Genomic DNA, 15,903 nt, shown 5'->3' on the forward strand with positions numbered 1-15,903 from the left:
CCCAGCTGTCGGGATGAACGCGAGGTCTAGGTGGCCGAAGCACCCTCGACGATCGGCACGATGTATGTCCGAGCGAAATCGGCCAGCTGTTTCTCGGTGTGCAAATTCACCACGGCTTGCTTGGTCAGCATGCTGGAGTGGACGAACCGACCCACGATTTCGATCCGCGCGGTGAAGTCGCTGCGGGCTGCCGCGCTGGCATCCGCCGGAATCAGCAACTCAACGGCCCGCTCGATTCCCAATGCGAGCAGCGTTGACGCCTCGGTGGTGACTCGGGGCAGGGTGTCGTCCGGCTCGATTCCGACAAGCCGGTTGTACAACGGATGGTCGCGTAGGCCCACCATCATGCCGGTGAACGCGGCGACGACGCGATCCGCGAGCGACTCCGTAGCCGCGGTAGCCGCTGCGACTCGGTTCAAGAGTCGTTCAGACTCTCTGGCAAGAACGGCTTGCGCGATGTCGTTCTTGGAGCCGACGCGACGGTAGACGGTGACGCGGTCCACGCCCGCCCTGCGCGCGACGTCTTCGACTGTGCTCTTGCGGATTCCGACGTCTTCGAACTGTTTCAACGCGGCGTCGAGTATGCGGGTGATGGCGTCGTCAGTCGGCACTGCGTTCACCGCAGGCGTTGCGACCGGTCGCGTCGTCATACCTGACAGCCTATCGAGCGCTGCAACATAGCTGACGAATTGTTGCGTCACGTCCCTGCGCTGCGACGAAAGCCGCAGACACGCGCATGCGGGCTGCAACATTGCAATCTTATTTGTTGCAGTGTTACGTTACGGCGATGACAAGAGAGTCTGCCTCCGACGCGGAGGAAGCCCACGCCATCCGTCCGCGCAACGTGGAGTTCGACTGGTCGGACGTGCCGTTGCACTACGTGCCGGACGAGCCGGTCGCGACGCAGTTCTGGAACGTCATGCACCTGGTGGTCCCCGTCGGCGAGCACCTGATGGCGGGATGTCTGGCCGACGCCTTGCCCCACATCACCGACGACCGGCTGCGCGAAGAGGCGATCGGCTTCATCGGCCAAGAGCAGATGCATGCCACCTCGCACGGCAGCTACCACGACGCACTCGCGGGCCACGGTATCGACTGCGAGCCGGTCGTCCGCAACGTCGGGCAGATGCTTCGCCTGATCTTCAGCAATCACGGCCTCAAGGGCAGCGCGAAGCAGAAGTGGCTCGCCGAGCGGCTGGCGTTCTACGCGGGGATGGAGCACTTCACGGCCGTGGTAGGACAGTGGCTGCTCGATGCGGAGGGTCTGGACCGTGCCAATACCGATCCGGTGATGCTGGACCTGTTGCGCTGGCACGGTGCAGAGGAGGTCGAGCACCGCAGTGTCCTGTTCGACGTCTATCAGCACATCGACGGCAGCTACGCCCGTCGCGCCCGTACGTCATTGATCGGCAGCTTCGGACTCTTCGCGACGTGGATGGTCACCGTCGATTACCTGATGCGCCAGGACCCTGCGCACCGCTGGTGGAAGCCGTGGCCGCTGCAGATGGCCGGCGCTGTGCGCAGGGGATTGTTGCCCAACCCGATGTTCTTCCTCGCAGAGATACCTCCGTATCTGCGGCCCGGCTTTCACCCCAGTCGAATGGGCAGCCTCGACAAGGCCGTTCGATACCTTGCGACCTCACCGGCCGCGCAGGCCGCCGAAGCCGCCGAGAGCCGGGCCCGGTGATGCGCCCGCCGATCCGGGGCGACGACGTAGTGCCCGATGCTCAGCTGCATCCCGCCATACACGCAGTGCTGCTCGCCCTCGGCAGCTACAAACGACTGAGCACAGGTCCGCTCGCTACGGCACCGGGGCATCCGAAACCACCGCACCGCAATGGGCTCAACCAAGAAGTGACTGTCGTGTCTGTTGCACAGGTCGCCGAAGACGTCGTCAGCTTGACCCTCGTCTCGCAGGGCGGCGGTGATCTACCGCGCTGGCGGCCGGGCGCGCACCTCGATGTGTTCCTGCCTTCGGGCCTGCAGCGTCAGTATTCGCTCTGCGGTGACCCGCGTGATCGGAGCCGCTACCGCATCGCGGTGCGGTTGGTCAGGGACGGAGGCGGCGCGTCGCGCGAAATCCACGAGCAGCTGCGGGTAGGTGATTCGATTCGAATCAGTGTGCCCCGAAACGCCTTTCACATGGCCGACTCGCCGTCGTACCACTTAATCGCGGGCGGTATCGGCATCACACCGATTCTGCCGATGATCCACGCGGCCCATGCTCGCGGCAAGCCATGGCGGTTGGTTTACACCGGCCGCACCCGCGTGTCGATGCCATTTCTCGACGAGTTGGCCGGTCTGCCGTCCGGAGCCATCCAGATCCGGCCCGACGACGAGTTCGGACAGCCGACGGCAACGCATCTATTGGCTGAAGTCACCGCGGCCGACGCCGTCTATGCGTGTGGCCCGCCCCAGATGCTCGAGGCGGCGCGCGCCGGTTTCGGCACGATCATCCGCGAACTGCACACCGAGCGGTTCTCCGCGGCGCCGGTCGTTGGCGGCCGTCCGTTCGACGTCGAGTTACGCCGCACTGGCGTCAGTGCCGTTGTCGGCAAGGGCGACTCGTTGCTCACTGCCGTTCGTCGCGTGAAACCGGACGTCGCCTACTCCTGTCAGCAGGGCTTCTGTGGCTCATGCAAGGTACCGGTCCTGGCCGGCCGCGTCGAGCACCGCGACCATCTGCTCAGTGCTGCAGAGCAGCTGGACTCAATGCTCATCTGCGTGTCGCGTTGTGACGGCCCGCTCGTTCTGGACCTGTAGAGGAGATCAGCGTGTTCCCTTTCGGCACAGACAATTACGATATCCGTGACAAGGTCGTCATGATCACCGGGGCCGGCAGTGGCATCGGTGCCGCCCTGGCCGTGCTGCTGCGCGAGCACGGCGCTCGACTAGGCCTCATCGATGTCGACGACGTCGGCGTCAAGGAAGTCGCGGCGGCGCTCGGTGAGGATGCACTTGCCGTTGTGGCCGACGTTCGCGACCGCGACGCGATGGCCCGTGCCGTCGACACCATCAGTGGCCACTTCGGCCGCCTCGACGTCGTCGTGGCCAACGCCGGTGTGGCCGGTGATCCCTCGACAGTGCGGACCGTCGACCCGGCCGAGTTCGACCGGGTCATCGACATCAATCTGAACGGGGCGTTCAATACGGTCCGGCCGGCGTTGGAGCATACGATCCGCAACAAGGGTCATGTCGTGATCGTGTCGTCGGTCGCGGCCTTCGTCCCGGGGGCCGGCCTGGCGCCGTACGCCATGAGCAAGGCCGCCGTGGAGCAGCTCGGCCGGGCACTGCGCATCGAACTCGCCGGGACCGGGGCCAGCGCCGGCGTGGCCTACTTCGGATTTGTGCAGACACCGTTCATGTGCCCAGTGGACGAGGATCCGCTCGGCCGTGATCTCGACGCCCTCATGCCGTGGCCATTGCGTCAACGGATCACTGCCGAGCACGCTGCCAAGGTGCTCGCCGATGGCATCGCCCGACGCGCCGCGAGCACCCTCGCTCCTTCTGCCTGGCAGCCCTATGCGTTCCTGCGGGGTGCGGCGAACCCCTTCGTCGACGCCCGCGCAGCCGTGTCGACGACCATGCGGAGCGTCATCCGCGCGATCGAGCAGCGTGCGGTGGTGCCGGACGACCGTCGTCCAGCTGAGAGGAAGGGCTGGCAATGTCTGAGCCGATCCACGAGGCGGTGATCGTCGGTGCCGGTTTCGGCGGTATGGCCGCGGCAATCAAACTATCCGGCGCCGGTATCGACGACTTCGTCATCCTGGAGCGCGCCGGAGATGTGGGTGGTGTCTGGCGCGACAACACATATCCTGGTGTGGCCGTGGATATCCCGTCGTTCACATACAGCTACCACTTCGAACCGAACCCGAACTGGTCGCGTACGTACGCGCCGGGGGAGGAGCTCTTCGAATACGCCAAGAACTGTGCCGACAAGTACGGGCTTCGGCCGAAGATCCGATTCGGCGCGGACGTCGTCGCCGCGAGGTTTGACGAGTCCGCTCACTGCTGGCGCGTCGAACTGGCCGATGGCGTGACCGTGTGCGGTCGGTATCTGTTCTCCTGCACCGGCCATTTCTCCACCAGTCAGAAGCCGGACATCCCGGGACTGGACGATTTCACGGGTCCATCCATCTACACGATGGCGTGGGACCACGCGCTGGACCTCACCGATAAGCGCGTCGCGGTGATCGGCACTGGGGCATCCGGGATGCAGGTCATTCCCGCGATCGCACCTTACGTAAAGTCGCTCAACGTCTTTCAGCGCACTCCGATCTGGGTGTTGCCACGGCCCGATGCCCAACTCAACGGCGCGGTGCGCGGCGCCTTCGCTCACGTGCCGTTCGCTCAGAAGTCGACGCGTCTGGCGACAAGCGTGCTCAGCGAATCGTTTGTGACATTCGGGGCCGTCTACAACAAGCAGCTACCCTTCGTCGTGAAGGCCGTCGAACAGCTGTGCCTGGGATTTCTGCGGGCACAGGTGCCTGATCCGGTGCTGCGCAACAAACTGACACCGAAATACGGCTTCGGTTGCAAACGGCCGTCGTTCTCCAACACCTACTACCCAACGTTCCTGCGCGACAATGTGGAACTGGTCACCGAGGGTATCGAACGGATTACCCCCACCGGCATCCGCACGGTCGACGGTGCAGAACGTGACATCGACGTGTTGGTCCTCGCGACCGGATTCAAGGTGTTGGACGTCCCTTACGCCCTGTACAGCACGACCGGCGAGACGTTGCGTGAGCTGTGGGAACGAGATCGCACACAGTCATATGAGGGCACGACGGTACGCGGCTACCCCAACCTGTTTCTCAACCCCGGGCCGTACGGCGTGGCTGGACCATCGCTGTTCACGACCTTCGACCTCTGCACCACGCATGCGCTGCGCGTCATCACCGCGGCGCGTGCGCGCGGCGCCACTCGTGCCGAGGTCTCCGCCGCCGCTCAGGAGCGATTCCTGCGCAAGATGCGACGGCAGGTCGACAACACCATGTTCCTCAGCCCCGCCTGCGCGGGCACCAGCACGTACTACGTCGACGACCACGGAGACGCTCCGTTCCTCCGGCCGACCACGGGCCCGCACGGCTGGTTGGCGCAGCATCGGTTTGCGCTCGACGACTACGAGTACGACCGGGTAACAGATCATTTCGTCAATACCTCGACGTAATGCGCAATAGGCGTCGATGATCGTGGGTCCGCATCCATGACGTCAAGCACTGTCGTCCCGTCTCGCGTGCGCGATCTGAACCCGTAGCGCGGCCGTTCAACCGTCATGCAGTTCGGCCGCATCGCGCGCGACATGACTTTCGCAATTGCTGATCCGGCTGCGCCCCTCGACTTCAGCGGCCACAATATTCGTGGCGGAGGGGGTCGTGTGACCGATGACGATGCGGTGCGTTACGAGTCGGTCTTTCGCGAGCGCTGGCGCGACCGTAAGTCCGAAGGTGCGCGTCCCGGCGAGTTGATCAGGCAGCCGCGATGGATCAACGTCGGGCTCGTCGCGCTGGCAATCCTGCTGGCCGCAGGCGCGGTGGCCGCCGCCACGATGACGACCGCACGCACCGTCGCCCTGCCCGCGGTGACGCAGGGCGCGTCGGTGAGCGCAGTGGTCGCTGACGCGCCCGTACCCACGGTGGGTGCACCGGTGCAGTTCCGGGATGCATCCGGCACCACCTTCGACGCCGTCGTGGTCGGCGCCGGCCCCACCGAGGTGACGGCCGAACTCACGCATCCCGGTCCGGCGTCGGCAGGCAAGCTGTTGGTGCCGGCGGGGCGGCAACGGTTGATCTCGCTGTTGTTGCCGAGACTCTGGTGAGGTTCCGCCGGCGGGCGATTCCCTATATCGCGCAGGCCGAGATGGCCGACTGCGGTGCCGCCGCGCTCGCGATGGCGCTGGCTTACCACGGCAGGCATGTGCCGCTGGCCGAGTTACATGCCGCCACCGGGACTGGGCGCGACGGCACCGATGCGCTGCGCATCGCCGAGGCCGCCACCACCTTCGGGTTGCGCGCCCGCGGCGTGGCCACCGAGCTCGATGATCTGGGCGTGCTCCCAAGCGGTACCGTATTGCATTGGGGCGAAGCGCATTTCGTTGTCCTGGAGTCGACATCACGGCGCGGCGTCACCGTTGTCGATCCTGCCGCCGGACGCTATCGGCTCAGCTGGGAAGCCGTCAACGACCTGTACAGCGGTGTCGCCATCCTGCTGGAGCCCGCCGAGGCGTTCGAGCCGGGCGGACAAGCCGCGTTGGGAGCGTTGCACCATGCCCGACGGTTGCTGACCCGTTCGAGTGGCCTCGGCAAGGTGCTGGCGACCTCGGTGGTGGTGCGGTTGATGGCGCTGGCAGTGCCGGTGCTGACCGGTGTTGTCGTCGACAGGATCGCGCCCGCAGGAGACGGGCACCTGTTGAAGGTCATGGCCGCGGTAATGGCGGCGTTGATCGGCTATTCGGTGATCGCGACCTTCCTGCGGTCTCATCTGCTGCTCCGGCTGCGCAGTCGTCTGGACGTCTCCATGACGCTGGACTTCCTGGAGCATCTGGTTGATCTGCCGTACGGCTACTTCTTGAAGCGGTCGTCCGGCGATCTGATGATGCGCCTGCGCAGCAACGCCACGGTCCGCGAGATCCTGACCACCGGCACCATCGCCGCACTGCTCGACGGCACTCTGGCCACCTTCTACCTGATCGTGATCATCGCCCTGTCGCCGACGCTGGCGGCCTTGGTCGCCGCGCTGGGGGTGGCTCAGGTCGCGGTGCTGCTGTCGGCGCGTCGGCGCAACCAGCATCTGATGGGCGAGGCACTGGCGACGGAAGCCAAATCGCAGTCGTACGCCTACGAGATGTTCTCGGCGATGGAGACGTTGAAGACCGCAGGCGCCGAGCGGCGGGCAGTGACGCACTGGACCAACCTGTTCATCGCCGAGATGAACGTCTCGCTGCGCCGTGGGCGGCTCTCGGCTGCCGTGGAGACGGCGATCCATGGGCTGGCCCTATTGTCGCCGATCGCCGTGCTTCTCGTCGGCGCCCATTTGGTGGGCACCGGGCAGCTCTCCCTCGGCACGATGTTGGCGTTGGCGGCACTGGGCGGCGCCTTCCTGGAACCGCTCTCCGTCCTGGTCGGCACCGCCCTGCAGGTCCAGCTGCTCGGCAGCTATCTGGCTCGAATAGAAGACGTCAACAACACGCCGACGGAGACCGAAGGACGCGACCTGCAACACGCGCCCCGACTCACCGGGGCGGTCCGTGCCGAAGGCCTCACCTTCCGCTATCAGCCACACGGTCCGCCTGCTGTCGACGGCGCGGACCTCGACGTGCGGCCCGGACAGTTGGTGGCGATCGTCGGGCGTTCGGGCTCGGGCAAGTCGACCATGGGTCGGTTGTTGTTGGGGCTCTACCCGCCGTCGGACGGTCGTGTCCTGCTCGACGACATCGACCTCGCCACCCTGTACCCGCGCAGCGTGCGCTCCCAGATCGGCGTGGTCACCCAGAACCCGTACATCTTCGGGCTGTCGGTGCGTGACAACCTCGTGCTCGGCCACCCCGACCTGCCACTGGCGCGGCTCGAGGCCGCTGCCGAATTGGCCGGTGTCGCCGAGGACATCCGCGCGATGCCGATGGGCTGGGACACAACGCTGGTGGATGCGGGTGCGTCCCTGTCGGGTGGCCAGCGCCAGCGACTGGCACTGGCCCGTGCGCTCGCGCCGTCGCCGCGGATCCTGTTACTCGACGAGGCCACCAGCAGTCTGGACACCGTGACGGAGGCCCAGGTGCACGCCAACATCGCCGGCCTCGGATGCACGGTCATCGTGATCGCACACCGGCTGGCCACCGTGATCGACGCCGACCACATCGTCGTCATGGAGGCGGGCCGGGTGGTCGAGGCCGGCGGCCATCGTGATCTGTTGGCCGCGGGTGGTCACTACGCCCGATTGGTATCCGGGCAACTCGTCAGCGAAAATCCTAGTTAGAAAAGGGGATTGGGGTGCGCGGTCGGGATGCGGGCGTTGCCGCCTCATTGATGGCGAGCGGCTTCTTCGTGATGCGGGCTCCCTTGTTGCCGCTGGAGGAGCTCGATCGACTGCGCACCGATCCCGCCTACTGGCGCAGCCTGGCCGCCCGGCCAGAGATTCGCGAGGCACTGCATCTTGCATCGCCGGGATTGGTGCGCCGCTTGGCCGACGGAGACCCGGATGCCCGGGTGGCCGCCTCTGTGACCGCCTATCTGGTCCGAATGTGTACCCGTGCCACACCTTTCGGGTTGTTCGCAGGTTGCGCTCTGGGATCGCTTGGCGACGCGACCGCCCTGCTGGTCGACGGCCCGGAGGGCACCACTCGGCACAGCAGGCCCGACACCGAGGTGCTGGCGTCGCTCGTCGAACGACTGCTTGTGGACCCGTCGACCCGGTCGGCGATGGTCGTCGAGCCCAACTCCAGCCGCTACCACGTGGCAGGCGCGATGCGGTTGATCGAGAGCCGCGTGCGCGAGGGCCGTCGCAGCCACCACCTGGTTGTCATCGAGGACGACTCCCCGCTGCGCGTCGCGATGGATGCCGCTTCGGGCGGATGCGTGGTGGCGGAGATAGTCGAGACCGTCGCCGCCCACGCCGACGTTGCGGCGGATGAGGCACGCGAATACGTCGACGCGCTGGTCGACGCCAAGGTGCTGACCCCGGTGGCGGAGCCGGCCGTGACGGGCCCAGAACCGTTGGCGCACGTACTGTCAGCCTTGAGCGGTCAGGGGTTGACCGCACCGTCGGAGGCACTGGGACGGGTGTCCGGTGAGCTCGCACGGCTGGACGCCGCCGGGCTCGGCAATCCGCCGCAGGCATACGATTCGGTCGCGGAGACGCTGCTCGGCCTGGCCGGCGGCGGCGACGACGCCAGGCTGATCCAGGTCGACTTACATCGCGCAGGGTTCGGACTGACCCTCGGGCGCGATGACGTCGCGCAGCTCGCCGAGGCGGTGGAGCTTCTGCACCGGCTGTCCCACGGGGCCGAGGATCCGGCGCTGACCCGTTTCAAGGAGGAGTTCGGGGCCCGGTACGAGGACCGCGAGGTCCCTCTGATGGAGGCGCTGGACGAGGAGATGGGCATCGGGTTCGACCGGTCGACGCATCCGGCGGCCGATGAGTCGCCGCTACTGGCCGGTCTCGATCTCGGTGGGGTGGCGGGGAATTCGACCTTCACCGTGCGTGACGCGACTCTGCTCGATTTGGTGTTGCGTGCCCGCGACAGCGGCTCCGACCGAGTCGAGCTCGATGCCGATACCGTGGCGCGGCTGACGACGGGTACGCCGTTGCCGCTGCCCGATGCGCTGGCCGTCTTCGCCACCATGCTGGACAACGGCATCGAGGTACACGCCGTCACCGGGCCGTCAGGTGCTGAGCTTCTCGGGCGGTTCTGTCACGGTGATCCCGGTCTGCACGACGCCGTTCGCGCCCACCTGCGCGCCGAGGAGGCCTACGCTCCTGGGGTCGTGTTCGCGGAGCTCGTCCACTTACCGGAGGGACGTATCGGAAATATCCTGGCGCGGCCGGTATTACGCGCCTACGAGCTCGTCCTGCTGGGCCGTTCGGGCGCATCGGAGGAGCATCAACTCAGCGTCGACGAACTGACGCTGCGCTTGGACGGCCATCGCCTCGTCCTGTACAGCCCCCGGCTGGACGCGGAGGTCCGGCCGCGCCTGACCACCGCGCACAACCCGGCGTGGCGCGGCTTTGGCGTATACCGCTTCCTCGCGGCATTGCAACGGGCCGGAGTGGCAGGCGGGCTCGCGTGGGACTGGGGTGCGTTGGCGGGTGCGCCGACGTTGCCGCGCGTCACTTCAGATCGGCTGGTCCTGGCCCGGGCACGCTGGCGGCTTTCGGCGGCCGAATTGAGCACCGTCACCGGATCCGAAGCGGCCGAAGGCTGGGCGGCGCTCGTCCGCGACCGCGGCCTGCCCAACGAGGTGCTGATCACCGACGGTGACAACCGGCTCTACGTCGATACCGCCAGCCCCGCGCTGGTTGCGGCTGCCGCCAAGGTGTTACGCGGACGCACCGGAGCCCTCGTGGAGGAAGTCCTGGCCGACGGTGTCGCCACCGGGCCGCAGGGCCGCTTCGCCCAAGAGCTCATCGTGCCCTTCATCTGCCGCACCGAACCCGTACCGAAGTCCCCGCACCGGCGCGTGCCCGAGGTGCAGCGTGCCTTTGCGCCGGGTAGCCAGTGGCTTTATTTCAAGGCATACACCGGCACGGCTTCCGCCGACCGAATCCTCATCGACGCCGTCGCACCGGTGATCGCCGGGCTGCGCAGCGCCGGGGTGGTAGACCATTGGTTTTTCCTGCGCTACAACGATCCCGAGCATCATCTGAGAATACGGCTACATGGAGATCCAGCAGCTCTGCACGACCACGCGTTGCCCGCTCTCACGATTGCCATGGCCCCGTACCTCGCCGACGGGACGGTGTCGACGGTTGCGTTGGACACCTATCACCGCGAGCTGGAACGCTACGGTGGCGACGAAGGCATCGAGATCGCTGAACAGATCCATGCCGCCGACAGCGACGCCGTGCTCGAGGTATTGGGCATGCTCGACGGCGAAGAGCTGGCCGACGCACGCTGGAGGCTCTGCGTGTACGCGACCGACCGCCTGCTGGCAGACGCCGGCCTCGACATGCAGCAGCGCCGGGACTGGGTAAGGGACGGGGCCGCCGGCTACCGAATCGAGTATCCGGGCGCGCGCGGCCTCGACACCGGAATCGGAGCACGCTGGCGCAGCGAACGCGCAGAGATCGCTGCGTTGCTCGATGACACGCAAGATCACCCGTACGAGCCTGGGCGCCGGGCGTTTCGGCAACGGTCCGAGACGCTCGCACCGCTACTCGGCGAGCTTGCGGACCGTGACCTGCGCGGTCTGCTGACCCAGCAGTTCCCAGACCTGGTGCACAGCTTCAGTCACCTCAACGCGATCCGACTGTTGCGCTCCGCCGCCCGGACCCATGAACTCGTCATCCTGAGTTTCCTCGACCGGCATTACGCCAGCCAGATCGCGCGGCAGCCCCGTCCCTGACGTGTCCGATCTGCCGACCTGACGCGCACCGATCGTCGCCAAGAAACCTCCAAGAGCGGCAGCCGATGCTCTGTCGTAACGCGAACCAACCAGGGCCCGCGAATACGAAAGGAAGCATCATGAACACCAACCGCAAGCTGGCCCTGCGCCGGCAGAGCATCCGCACGCTGACCGACAGCGAGCTGCGCATCGTCAACGGCGGCGGCACCAGCGCCGCGCCCGCCCCGGGCACCGACCGGCAGACCATCGGGACGTCGGGCACGTCCGTCATTCGTGGGTCTTCGATTTCCGGTGGTACGTCCATCATCAACCCCTCGGGTGGGTCGGTGATCAACCCGTCGGGTGGCCGCGTGCTCAATCCTTCGGCCGGCTAGCCTGCGCGGCGTTCTCTCATCCACCCATCCGACGCGCCACCGCCCATAGCTGACGATATGGGCGGTGGTTGCGTCGTCGGGGCAGACCATGATTCATCCGCTACTCGACCGGCGAGTAGCCCTTGGACGCGCGCTTGGCCGCCGCGAGCAGTTCATCGCGGAACTGCGGGTGCGCGATGGCCGCAAGGGCCTCACCGCGCTCCTGGACGGTCTTGCCCTCCAGTTCGGCGACGCCATACTCGGTGACGATCACATCGACCTGATGCCGTGGCGTCGTGATCACCGCGCCCGGGCCGAACCACGGCACGATCCGCGACTGCAGCTTGTCGTCCTTGGTGAACGTCGACGGCAGGCAGATCAGCGAGCGGTCCGAAAGCTCGAGGCCGGTGCCCGCCACGAAGTCTTCGGCACCGCCTATCCCGCTGAACTGGTTGCCGGAAATGGTGTCGGCGACCACTTGACCGTGAATGTCGATGGCGAGCGCGCCGTTGATCGAGATCATGTCGTCGTTGGCCGCGATGACCTCAGGTGAGTTGATGATTTCGACCGGCAGGAAGGCCACTTCTCTGTTGCCGTCCAGCCACTCGTACAGCTCCGGCGAGCCGAATGCGAAGGTCGTCACGCTCACCCCGTCGTACTGCCCCTTGCGGGAATTGCTGATCTTGCCTGCCCGGTGCAGCTTCATGCAGCCGTCGGTGAACATCTCGCTGTGCAATCCGTAGTCGCCGCCGTCGCCGTCGGCCAGCAGCGTCGCGATCTGGTTGGGGATCGATCCGATACCCACCTGCAGGGTCGCTCCGGTCGGGATGAAGCCGACGGCGTGCCGGGCGATCGCGTCGTCGACCTCGGTGGGTTCGCCCGCAGGCAGGGACAGGGGTGCATCCGTCGAGTGCAGCAGGATGTCGATCTCGTCGACATGCAGTCCGTGGCGGTGCTTCCCATGCCCGAAAGTTCTTGGGTACGAGTCGGATACCTCGACGACGAGCAGCCGGTCGGGATCGGCGCCGGCCCGGTGCAACTCGGCGATCGTGCCGCCCGCGTGCAGCGACAGTGAGCACCAGCCGTCGGCGTCAGGCGGCGTGGCGACGGTGGTCATGACACGCGGTGCTTGTCGTTCGAGCAGCGGTGCGAAGCGCCGGAAGTCCGCCGGCGTGAAACCGATGTCGGCGCCCGATTCGCGCAGCGCCCGCTCCAGGGGGCCGAAGAAGCCGGACAGATAGTGCACGCCGGTACGCGAGAACAGCTCGGTGAGGACGGCGAGCAGGGCCCCGTACACACGCAGGTCGGCCCAGTCCTCGCGTTGTCCGAGTGCCCGCAGGAAGGCCGGTGGCTGGCCGGGCCCGAGTGGCATGCCCAGTGCGTCAGCGGACTCGAGTCGTGCGGCGGGCTGCTCGGCGGTCAGTTCCTCGGGCATGGCGCGTGACATTTGCCGCATGGCTGCCGAATGTCAACAATCACAGGTTGTTTGTACGGCAAATGCGAAATTCCCAGCAGAACTAGCGTTCTCGTCAATTACTGTTCGTGGATCACCCGTTCAAGGTCGGAGAGTTCCATGACGGTACAGAATGCGGCGGGTGGCAACGCTACTGCGGACGACGAGTGTGTGGACTGTGGCTACGAGCCAGAGCTGAAGCGAACGCTCGGTTCGTTTCAGGTCTTCGCAATATCGTTCGCGTTCATCTCGGTAGCGGTCGGCGTCTTCAGCACCTATGACGACCTATTGCGCGGTTCCGGACCCGTTGGCATCTGGACGTGGATCATCGCTTTCATCGGCCAGATGTTGATCGCGCTGGTCATCGCGCAGTTCGCGGCTCGCATCGCGTTGTCGGGCTCGTCCTACCAGTGGGGCTCCCGATTGGCCAACCCCAAGATCGGCTGGTTCTTCGGGTGGCTCACCTTCTGCTATCTGATCACCGGCTTCATGGCCATCAACAGCGCGATGGCGAGCCAGTGTTTGATGCCGTTGTTCAACATGGAGCCCAGCGAAACGACCGGGCGGATCATCACCGTGGCGTTGATGGTGATCGAGGCGGTGCTGGCGATCGCCTCGACGAGGATCGTGGCGCTGATCAACTCAGCGGCCGTCGGCATCGAGGTGTCGATCGTCGTGGTGCTGGCGGTCGCGCTGTTGGTGGCCGTGGCGGTCACCGGAACGGGCTCGGCGGGCAACCTCGTATCGCGCGGAACCGCCGAGGGCGCGTCGAACTACTACGCACTGGGCGGTGGGTTGATGATCGCCATGATCGTCGGCCTCGGGACGCTCGTGGGCTTCGACTCTGCGGCGAACATGGCCGAGGAAGCCAAGGACCCGTTTCGTACCGTCCCGCGCGCCATCGTGGGATCGGTTGCCGCGGCGGGTGTTCTGGGCCTGGTGTTCCTGATCGCCCTTACCGCCGCGATCAAGGACATCCCCGAAGTCACGGCCGCCGCGTCGCCCGTCGCGACCATCATGAACGAGCAACTCGGCGCCGTCGGAGAGCGGCTCTTCCTCGTCGTCATCGCGATCGCCTTCTTCGGCGGTGGGTTGGTGACGTTGACCAGCTGTTCACGCATGATCTTCGCGATGGCGCGCGACAGCCGCTTTCCCGCCCACCAACTGATGAAAAAGGTGGACCCCCGCACGCAGACTCCGATCCCGGCCACCATCCTGCCGGTCGTCATCGGCGCCGCCGTGCTCTGGGCCCTGCCCGGCGATGCACTGCTGGACCTGATCACGTCCGGCACGGTATTTCCGGCGGTGACCTACGGCGCGATCGTCGTGCTCTACCTGGTCGTGCGAAAACGACTCGACCACAAGGAAGGTGGCTTCAGTCTTGGTCGGTTCGAGACGCCCGTCGCCATCGCGGCGCTGATCTGGTCGGTCGCCGCGCTGGTCATCTTGCTCGCACCGGCCACCCTCGCCCCGATGGTGATGGTGGCGGGCCTCGCACTGATCGGCACACTGTACTTCGCGTACATGATGATCTTCAGACGCGAAGTACTGGACAACGAACCGGAGATAGTTACCGTCGGGCAGACATCTGAGGTGCGTGAATGACCTCCACCGCTGCTGAACCGGCCGTGTTGACGGGTCGCATCGTGCGCCGCGGCGACGCCGATCATGCGGCGGCCAGCGCGGGCTGGAATCTGCTGTTCCGCCATGATCCGGTGGCGGTCGTATTCGCGCAGGAGACAACGGATGTCGTCAACGCAGTGGCCTGGGCACGCCAGAACGATGTCGCGCTTCGGATCCGCAGCGGTGGGCACTGCATCGAAGGCTGGAACAATGTCGATGACGGAATCGTGATCGATGTCAGCGAAATCAAGTCGGCGACCGTCGATTCGTCATCTCACACGGTTACCGTCGGTGCCGGGCTGAACCAGCTGGAGGCGGTCACCGAGCTCGGCAAGGCCGGTATGGTCGCGGCGACGGGCACCGAAGGAACCGTCGGTTTGGTCGGCGCCACTCTTGGCGGCGGTTTTGGTCTGCTGACCCGTCTTTTCGGCATGGCGTCGGACAACCTGATGGCGGCCGAAGTGGTCGTCGCCGCGGACGTTGACGGTGCCGAAGCTATCGTCGTCGACGAGCAGAACAACGCCGACCTGCTGTGGGCACTGCGCGGCGCAGGCAACGGCAATTTCGGGATCGTCACGTCATTGACCTACTCGGTTTACCCACTGACGCAGACCATTTACATCACCGCAGCGTGGTCGGGTCTGGGTGGCCTCCCCGACGTTTTCGACGCCTGGCAGCGCTGCGCCCCGTACACCGACAACCGTCTCACCACCCAGCTCGAGATAAACCGCGGTGATATCAGACTCATCGGTGTTCTCGCCGCCGGCACGGAGGATGAGGCTGCGCACTTGCTTGCGCCGATGCTGTCGTCGGGCACTCCGACTGTCTCGATGAGGAATGCGAACTGGGCTGACAACTACGCGGCCTTTCAGCCGCCGCCCTCCGACGAGGTCGCGAATTGGAAGTTCGCCTCGCAGTTCGTCTCCGAACCATTCCCCGCCGAAGCGATCGATCTGATCGTGGCATTCATGTCGAAAGCGCCGACGCCGCAGTGTAACTACTTTACCAACGCGTTCGGCGGGGCCGTGCGGCATTGCGAGCCGTCCGGCGGTTCGGCTTTCGCGCACCGCAACGCGTTGTTCTATGCCGAGCCGGGTGCCGGCTGGGGCGGTGCCCGTGGCGAGCTGCCGGGTGGTAGGCCGGCGGTGCCCGATCCGTCGACGTCAGAGTGTCTGGCCTGGACTGCCGAGTTCGCTGCTGCGTTGGCACCGTATGTCGACGGCGCCTATACCAATGTGCCCAATGCCGACTTGGCGGATTGGGAGAGCGTCTACTGGGGTGAAGGAGTCGAGCGACTGCGCACGATCAAGGCAAAGTACGACCCGTACAACGTGTTCCGCTTCGAACAGAGCATTCGGCCCGCGCCGCAGGGTTAGCCGATGCCCGTGCTCCCGACTGGGCCGACCGATCGTCA

General features: G+C 66.0%; 12 protein-coding genes. 10 read left to right on the top strand and 2 right to left on the bottom strand.

Going from position 1 to position 15,903, the window contains the following annotated elements:
- Positions 1-26 precede the first annotated feature (26 nt).
- Positions 27-650, bottom strand: coding sequence for a TetR/AcrR family transcriptional regulator (locus tag AC1DY7_RS07990; RefSeq protein WP_477493104.1), 624 nt, complete (start codon positions 648-650; stop codon positions 27-29).
- 137 nt (positions 651-787) lie between these two features.
- Between AC1DY7_RS07990 and AC1DY7_RS07995 the strand changes: the two genes are divergently transcribed.
- The 8 genes from AC1DY7_RS07995 to AC1DY7_RS08030 all read left to right on the top strand — a co-directional run bounded on the left by AC1DY7_RS07995 (position 788) and on the right by AC1DY7_RS08030 (position 11,434).
- On the top strand, positions 788-1,687 hold the full coding sequence (locus AC1DY7_RS07995) for a metal-dependent hydrolase (protein ID WP_477493105.1): 900 nt from the start codon (positions 788-790) through the stop codon (positions 1,685-1,687).
- Positions 1,687-2,763 (top strand): PDR/VanB family oxidoreductase, encoded by a 1,077-nt coding sequence (locus AC1DY7_RS08000; protein WP_477493242.1) that lies wholly within the window; start codon positions 1,687-1,689, stop codon positions 2,761-2,763. The genes AC1DY7_RS07995 and AC1DY7_RS08000 overlap by 1 nt, the downstream gene beginning before the upstream one ends.
- 11 nt (positions 2,764-2,774) lie before the next feature.
- Entirely contained in the window at positions 2,775-3,692 is a 918-nt protein-coding gene (locus AC1DY7_RS08005) for a short-chain dehydrogenase/reductase (RefSeq protein WP_477493106.1), read from the top strand.
- Complete coding sequence (locus AC1DY7_RS08010) at positions 3,665-5,173, top strand: flavin-containing monooxygenase (RefSeq protein ID WP_477493107.1); 1,509 nt, start codon at positions 3,665-3,667, stop codon at positions 5,171-5,173. The genes AC1DY7_RS08005 and AC1DY7_RS08010 overlap by 28 nt, the downstream gene beginning before the upstream one ends.
- Positions 5,174-5,380: 207 nt before the next feature.
- Positions 5,381-5,821, top strand: a complete 441-nt coding sequence (locus AC1DY7_RS08015) for a hypothetical protein (RefSeq protein WP_477493108.1) — start codon at positions 5,381-5,383, stop codon at positions 5,819-5,821.
- A complete protein-coding gene (locus AC1DY7_RS08020; protein ID WP_477493109.1) occupies positions 5,818-7,974 on the top strand; it encodes a peptidase domain-containing ABC transporter in 2,157 nt (718 codons plus the stop codon). Before AC1DY7_RS08015 ends, AC1DY7_RS08020 begins: the two co-directional genes overlap by 4 nt.
- A gap of 14 nt (positions 7,975-7,988) precedes the next feature.
- On the top strand, positions 7,989-11,060 hold the full coding sequence (locus AC1DY7_RS08025; protein WP_477493110.1) for a lantibiotic dehydratase: 3,072 nt from the start codon (positions 7,989-7,991) through the stop codon (positions 11,058-11,060).
- Positions 11,061-11,179: 119 nt separating this feature from the next.
- On the top strand, positions 11,180-11,434 hold the full coding sequence (locus tag AC1DY7_RS08030) for a hypothetical protein (RefSeq protein ID WP_477493111.1): 255 nt from the start codon (positions 11,180-11,182) through the stop codon (positions 11,432-11,434).
- A gap of 100 nt (positions 11,435-11,534) precedes the next feature.
- On the opposite strand, the gene AC1DY7_RS08035 is transcribed toward AC1DY7_RS08030, so the two are convergent.
- Positions 11,535-12,848 (bottom strand): acetyl-CoA hydrolase/transferase family protein, encoded by a 1,314-nt coding sequence (locus AC1DY7_RS08035; RefSeq protein ID WP_477493243.1) that lies wholly within the window; start codon positions 12,846-12,848, stop codon positions 11,535-11,537.
- Positions 12,849-12,986: 138 nt separating this feature from the next.
- Between AC1DY7_RS08035 and AC1DY7_RS08040 the strand changes: the two genes are divergently transcribed.
- Both AC1DY7_RS08040 and AC1DY7_RS08045 read left to right on the top strand, forming a co-directional pair.
- Positions 12,987-14,471: an APC family permease gene (locus AC1DY7_RS08040; RefSeq protein WP_477493112.1), complete on the top strand. Its 1,485-nt coding sequence runs from the start codon at positions 12,987-12,989 to the stop codon at positions 14,469-14,471.
- The gene (locus AC1DY7_RS08045; RefSeq protein WP_477493113.1) at positions 14,468-15,865 is read left to right on the top strand and encodes an FAD-binding oxidoreductase; all 1,398 of its coding nucleotides are present in this window, start codon (positions 14,468-14,470) and stop codon (positions 15,863-15,865) included. Before AC1DY7_RS08040 ends, AC1DY7_RS08045 begins: the two co-directional genes overlap by 4 nt.
- Positions 15,866-15,903 lie beyond the last annotated feature (38 nt).

The sequence above is a fragment of the Mycobacterium sp. P2_H7 genome, from assembly GCF_056403275.1.